At 78.0% G+C, this 6,219-nt stretch carries 7 protein-coding genes; all 7 read left to right on the forward strand.

Annotated elements, in window-relative coordinates; genetic code table 11:
- Positions 1–155: 155 nt before the first annotated feature.
- The 7 genes from CNO22_RS25035 to CNO22_RS25065 all read left to right on the forward strand — a co-directional run bounded on the left by CNO22_RS25035 (position 156) and on the right by CNO22_RS25065 (position 5,804).
- Positions 156–1,664, forward strand: coding sequence for a primosome assembly protein PriA (locus tag CNO22_RS25035; RefSeq protein ID WP_232807337.1), 1,509 nt, complete (start codon positions 156–158; stop codon positions 1,662–1,664).
- Positions 1,665–1,796: 132 nt separating this feature from the next.
- Positions 1,797–2,060: a hypothetical protein gene (locus CNO22_RS25040; protein WP_100501961.1), complete on the forward strand. Its 264-nt coding sequence runs from the start codon at positions 1,797–1,799 to the stop codon at positions 2,058–2,060.
- Between the two features lie 166 nt (positions 2,061–2,226).
- Entirely contained in the window at positions 2,227–2,490 is a 264-nt protein-coding gene (locus CNO22_RS25045; RefSeq protein ID WP_100501962.1) for a hypothetical protein, read from the forward strand.
- Positions 2,487–2,960, forward strand: coding sequence for a hypothetical protein (locus CNO22_RS25050; RefSeq protein ID WP_100501963.1), 474 nt, complete (start codon positions 2,487–2,489; stop codon positions 2,958–2,960). The genes CNO22_RS25045 and CNO22_RS25050 overlap by 4 nt, the downstream gene beginning before the upstream one ends.
- Positions 2,957–3,490 (forward strand): peptide deformylase, encoded by a 534-nt coding sequence (gene def, locus CNO22_RS25055; protein WP_100501964.1) that lies wholly within the window; start codon positions 2,957–2,959, stop codon positions 3,488–3,490. Before CNO22_RS25050 ends, def begins: the two co-directional genes overlap by 4 nt.
- Complete coding sequence (gene fmt / locus CNO22_RS25060) at positions 3,457–4,425, forward strand: methionyl-tRNA formyltransferase (RefSeq protein WP_232807338.1); 969 nt, start codon at positions 3,457–3,459, stop codon at positions 4,423–4,425. Before def ends, fmt begins: the two co-directional genes overlap by 34 nt.
- Positions 4,422–5,804 (forward strand): RsmB/NOP family class I SAM-dependent RNA methyltransferase, encoded by a 1,383-nt coding sequence (locus CNO22_RS25065; RefSeq protein ID WP_100501965.1) that lies wholly within the window; start codon positions 4,422–4,424, stop codon positions 5,802–5,804. Before fmt ends, CNO22_RS25065 begins: the two co-directional genes overlap by 4 nt.
- Positions 5,805–6,219 lie beyond the last annotated feature (415 nt).

The raw sequence follows: 6,219 nt of genomic DNA on the forward strand, positions 1-6,219 counted from the left end.
ATTATAAGATCACTGTGGTGATAGTGTATTTTTTGTCAAGAAGAAGACGGCATACAAGGTCTGGAACGGTCTGGTGGGCTGTGTGATGTGTATAAGAGACGACGACCGGCCCCGCGCTGCTCACCGCCGTCGCCGAGGGCCGGCCCGCCCGCGCGGTGTGGACGGCGCTGCCCGGTGAGGACTGGCCGGCCCGGCTGGTCGAGCTGTGCCAGGCCGCGCTCTCCGGAGGCCGCGGCGCCCTGGTCGTGGCGCCGGACGGCCGCGACCTCGACCGGCTGGCCGCCGCCGCGGAGGCCCGGCTGCCGAAGGGGTCGGTCGTCGTCCTGCGCGCCGACGCCGCCCCCGACGCCCGCTACCGCCGCTTCCTCGACGTCGTCCGCGGCACCGCGAAAGTGGTGCTCGGCACCCGCGCCGCCGTGTACGCGCCGGTCGCCGACCTCGGGCTGGTGGCGGTCTGGGACGACGGCGACGACCTGCACGCCGAGCCCCGCGCGCCCTACGCGCACGCCCGCGACGTGCTCGTGCACCGCGCCCACCTCGCCTCCTGCGCGGCCGTCGTCGCCGCGACCGCGCGCACCGCGGAGGCGCAGCTGCTCATCGAGAGCGGCTGGGCGCACGAGCTGGCCGCCGACCGCGCCACCCTGCGCGCCGCCGCACCGCGGGTGCAGGCCCTGGGCGCCGACGCCGAGCTGGCCCGCGACCCCGCCGCCCGCACCGCCCGGCTGCCCAGCCTCGTCCACCGCGTCGCCCGCCAGGCCCTCGCCGACGGCGCGCCGGTGCTCGTGCAGGTGCCGCGGGCCGGTTACGCGCCCGGCCTGGCCTGCGACCGGTGCCGGGCGCCGGCCCGCTGCGCGGTCTGCTCCGGGCCGCTGGGCATCGCGCCCACCCCCGGCCCGGGCGGGTCGCGGGTGCCGGCCTGCCGCTGGTGCGCCCGCCCCGCGGCGACCTTCGACTGCCCGTACTGCCACGGCACCAAGCTGCGCGCCTCGGTGGTCGGCGCCGCCCGCACCGCCGAGGAGCTGGGCCGGGCCTTCCCCGGGGCCGCCGTGCGGGTCTCCGGCCGCGGGTCCGGCGTGCTGCCGAGCGTGCCCGGCGGGCCGGCGCTGGTCGTGGCCACCCCGGGCGCGGAGCCGGTCGCCGAGGGCGGGTACGGCGCCGCGCTGCTGCTGGACTCCTGGGCGCTGCTCGGCCGGGCCGACCTGCGGGCGGGGGAGGAGACGCTGCGCCGATGGGTCAACGCCGCCGCCCTCGTCCGGCCGGCGTCGGCGGGCGGTCAGGTGGTCGTCGCCGCCGACGCCGCGCACCCCGTCGTCCAGGCGCTGGTGCGCTGGGACCCGGGCTGGCTGGCCGCCCGGGAACTCGCCGACCGCCGCGAGCTCGGCTTCCCGCCGGTGACGCGGATGGCGGCGCTGTCCGGGACGGCGCCGGCGCTGGCGGAGTTCCTCGCGGCCGCCCGGCTGCCGGCCGACGCCGACCTGCTCGGCCCGGTCCCGGAGCCGCCGCGCCCCGGCCAGGAGGGCGAGCGGGAGCGCTACCTGGTGCGGGTGCCCCGGTCGGAGGGTGCGGCACTGGCCGCCGCGCTGGCCGAGGTCCAGGGCGTGCGCAGCGCGAAGAAGGCGCCCGAGCACGTCCGTGTGCAGCTGGACCCGCTCGACCTGGTCTGAGGCGCCGACGCGACGTCCGGCCCGATCGGTCGACGGGACCGTATGGCGCCCGCCGTGCCGGGGTAACGGAACGCCGTCCTCGAGCGGCTCAGCACCGGGCGCTCACCGTCGTCCGGTGGCCGAGGAGTGCCTGTGACGTCGACCGACCCGCCCCCCGATCCCCGTGCCGAGCGGGCCAGCGCCGAGGACCCCCACCGCTCCGCGGACGAACCCGGCGATCTGCGCCGCTGGCTGCGACGCATCGGAATCGGCCTGGTGCTCCTGGTCGCCGTCCTCGCGGTCAGCGTCTCGATCAGCCGGTGCGGCCCGGACGACGGGCCCAGCGGGGGCGAGCCCCAGGGGCTGCCCGCCGTGGTGACCCCGGCCTCACTCGACCGGCCGCTGTCCACGTTGTGAGCACGTTCGGGTAGCCCGGCGGGTCCCCGTCCGGGGCCCGCGACGGACGCGGCCGCGCCAGAGCGCGGCCGGCGACGTCCGCGCGGACGAGCTGATCCGAGGAGCACCGAGTGAGTGAGTCGCGCACGCCGTCGACCGGCCCTGCCAGCAGCGCGGGGCCACCCCCGTGGGCGGCGGGGACCGTGGAGCCGGGCGTCGGCGGGGTCTGCTGGTCGGGGGACTGCTCCTGGCCGCGCTCGTCGCCCTGGCCCTGCTGCTGAGCCAGTGCGGCGGCAGCGACCCCGAGTCCGCGTCCGACCCGGCCGCGCAGACCTCGCAGGGGGCCGGGACGGCATCCGGTCCGGCGTCGGCGAGCCCGTCGTCCGGGACGTCCGCGTCAGGTCCGTCGGCCGCGCCGTCCGGCGGGACCGCCGCCGGCGGCGAGGCGTGACCGCCGACGGGCAGTCGGTGCTGGCCCTGGCCTCCGGTCCCGACGCGGCCACGGCGCTGACCGGGCTGGCCGGCCAGCCGGTGACCGCGACCGGCGCCCGTGTGCTCTCCGTCCCCGCCGACGAGGGCTTCTGGTTGGGCACCTCGGAGACCGAGCGGATCCGGGTGCAGCTGACCGGCGAGGCCGGCGAGTCGCCGTACCAGGTGCAGGTGGGCGACCTCGTCGGCTTCGAGGCCACGGTCGTCGAGCACGAGGCGGGCTTCCCGGGCGAGGTCGGCGTCGATGACGCCGAGAGCGCCCAGCAGCTGGCCGAGCAGGCGCGCACCTCACTGCGGCGAAGTCCTCCGTGCGGCTCGCCGCCTGAGGAAGGACCCCGTCCTCCCCACCCTTCGCGAGCTCAGGGCGGGGCCCGGGACGGGGCCATCGGGCTCGGGGACGCCCTGGAGGGGGCCATTAGGATCGACCGGTGAGCGTGACCCCCATCCGGCTGCTGGGCGACCCGGTGCTGCGCACCCCCGCCGCCCCGGTCGTCGACTTCGACCAGGAGCTGCGCCGGCTGGTCGCCGACCTCACCGACACCATGTTCGCCGCCGGCGGCGCCGGGCTGGCCGCCCCGCAGATCGGCGTCGGGCTGCGGGTCTTCACCTGGTTCGTCGACGGCGAGGTCGGCCACCTGGTGAACCCGGAGGTGACGCCGGTGGGGGAGGAGACCGAGGAGGGTCCGGAGGGCTGCCTGTCCATCCCCGGTTACACCTTCGACTGCCGCCGGCACCTGCACGTCGCGGCCACCGGCTTCGACCTGCACGGCGAGCCGGTCCGGGTCGAGGGCTCGCACCTGCTGGCCCGCGCGGTGCAGCACGAGGTCGACCACCTCGACGGGGTGCTGTTCGTCGACCGGCTCGACGCCGAGGCCCGCGCCGCCGCGCTCGCGGCCATCGGCGAGGCCGAGTGGGCCGGCGCGGGTGCGTGGGTGCCGCGGGTCGAGGTGAGTCCCCACTGAGACTCCTCTTCGCCGGGACGCCGGACGTCGCCGTCCCCTCGCTGGAACTCCTGCTGGCCTCCGACCACGAGGTCGTCGCCGTCCTCACGCGGCCCGACGCGCGCTCCGGCCGCGGCCGGAAGGTGAGCCGCTCCCCGGTCGCCGAGCGGGCCGACGCCGCCGGCGTCCCCGTGCTGCAGCCCCGCTCCCCGCGGGAGCCGGAGTTCCTCGAGCGGCTCACCGAGCTCGCCGTCGACAGCGCGCCGGTCGTCGCCTACGGCGCCCTGGTGCCGCAGGCCGCCCTCGGCCTGCCGCGCCACGGCTGGGTCAACCTGCACTTCTCGCTGCTGCCGGCCTGGCGGGGCGCCGCGCCGGTGCAGCACGCGATCATGGCCGGTGACGAGCTCACCGGCGCCTCCACCTTCCGGCTGGAGGCGGGCCTGGACACCGGGCCGGTCTACGGCGTGGTCACCGAGCCGATCGCCCCGCGGGACACCGCCGGCGACCTGCTCGGCCGGCTGTCGATCAGCGGCGCCCGGCTGCTGGTGGCCACCCTCGACGGCATCGCGGCCGGCACGCTCGAGCCCCGACCGCAGCCGGCCGAGGGGGTCAGCCTCGCGCCGCGCATCGAGCCGGTCGACGCCCGCGTCGACTGGTCGCTGCCGGCCCACGTCGTCGACCGGCGGGTCCGCGGGGTCACCCCGGCGCCCGGCGCCTGGACCACGTGGCGCGGCGACCGGCTGCGACTGGGACCGGTCGAGCCGCTGCCGACGTCGCTGGGCCTGGCGTCCGGTGAGGTCTCGGTGGGCGCCACCGGCGTGCTGGTCGGGACCGGCCGCGGCGCGGTCCGGCTCGGCGAGGTCCAGCCGGCGGGCAAGCGGATGCTGCCGGCGCCGGACTGGGCCCGTGGGGCCCGGCCGGCACCGGGCGAGCGGCTGGGCGGGGAGGCCTCGTGAGTGCCCCCCACCGCGGCAACCGGCGGCCGCCGTCCCGCCGGCACCGGCCGGCGCTCGACGGCGCGCGGCTGACCGCCTTCGACGTCCTCGACGGCGTGAGCAGCCGGGACGCCTACGCCAACCTGCTGCTGCCCCAGCTGCTGCGCGAGCGCGCCGCCGACCTCGCCGAGCGCGACGCCGCGTTCGCCACCCAGCTGGCCTACGGCACCCTGCGCGCGACCGGCACCCTCGACGCGGTCCTGGCGACGCTGGTCTCCCGGCCGCTGGCCGAGCTGGACCCGCGCGTGCTCGACCTGCTGCGCCTGGGCACCCACCAGCTGCTGGACCTGCGGGTGCCGGCGCACGCCGCCGTCGACACCACCGTGGCGCTCACCCGGGCGATCGTCGGCACCGGCGCCTCCGGCCTGGTCAACGCGGTGCTGCGCAAGGTCGCCGCGGGTGGGGACCGCGCGGCCTGGGTCGACCGGCTCGGCGGGGACGGCGACCAGCGGCTGGCGCTGGCCACCGACCACCCGCGCTGGATCGTCGAGGCCTGGCGCGACGCGCTGGGTGACGAGGCCGAGGTGGAGCCCGCCCTGCTGGCCGACGACGCCGCGCCCGAGGTGCACCTGGTCGCCCGGCGGGTGCCCCGCGAGCAGCTGGTCGAGGAGTCCGGCGGGCAGCCCGGCCCGTGGTCGCCGTACGCCGTCCGGCTCGGCGGCGGGGACCCCGCGCGCGTCCGGTCGGTGCGCGAGGGCCGGGCCGCGGTGCAGGACGAGGGCAGCCAGCTCGCCGCCCTGCTGCTCGCCCGCGCACCGCTGGAGGGCCCGGACGTCGCCTGGCTGGACGTGTGCGCCGGTCCCGGCGGCAAGGTCGGGCTGCTGGCCGCCGTCCGGCCCGAGGGCGTCCGGCTCACCGCCGCCGATCGCGCCCCGCACCGCGCCGAGCTGGTCCGGCAGGCGCTGCGCGACGAGGACGACGTCGAGGTGCTGGTCGCTGACGGTCGCGAGCCGCCGTGGGCACCGGGCTCCTTCGACCGGGTGCTGCTCGACGCGCCGTGCACCGGCCTGGGGGCGCTGCGCCGCCGTCCCGAGGTGCGCTGGCGGCGCACCCCGGACGACGTCGCGCCGCTGGTGGAGCTGCAGACGGCGCTGCTCGACGGCGCCCTGGCCTCGGTGCGCCCCGGCGGGGTGGTCGCCTACGTGACGTGCTCGCCGCACACCGCCGAGACCGTCGCCGTGGCCGACGCCGCGGCCGGCCGGGACGACGTCGAGGTGCTGCCCGTCGCGCCGCTGTTCCCCGAGGTGCCCGGCCTCGCCCACGGGGCGTACGGCCAGCTGTGGCCGCACCGGCACGGCACCGACGCGATGTTCATGGCGCTGCTCCGCCGCACCCGCTGAGCCGGACGGTCACCCGGCCGGCGGGGTCGTCGCCGGAGCCGTCGTCCTCGCCGGGGCCGTCGTGACGGGAGCCGACGTCGCCGGGGACGGCTTCGTCCTCGGGGCCGGCTCCCGCGTCGGGACGGCGGAGGTCCGGGGCGGCGGGTCCTCGTGCTCCCGGTGCCCGTGCTCGCGGGAGCCACCCCGCGCCGGCTCGGCGGCCCCGCCGTCGTGTCCGCCGTCCTCCTCGCCCTCCTTCTCCCCGTGCCGGTCGCGGTCCGCGTCGTCCCGGTGCCGGTCCGGGGCGTCGTGCGACCGCGACGGGGCGGACGCTGTCTCTGATACACATCGGACGCTGCCGACGACTCCATACGGCGATGTCTGAGGTGTTCTACTGACTGTATGACACAAGTACGAGTATGTATAAGACATAGTA

It is taken from the genome of Geodermatophilus chilensis, assembly GCF_002802985.1.
Taxonomy (GTDB): Bacteria; Actinomycetota; Actinomycetes; order Mycobacteriales; family Geodermatophilaceae; genus Geodermatophilus; species Geodermatophilus chilensis.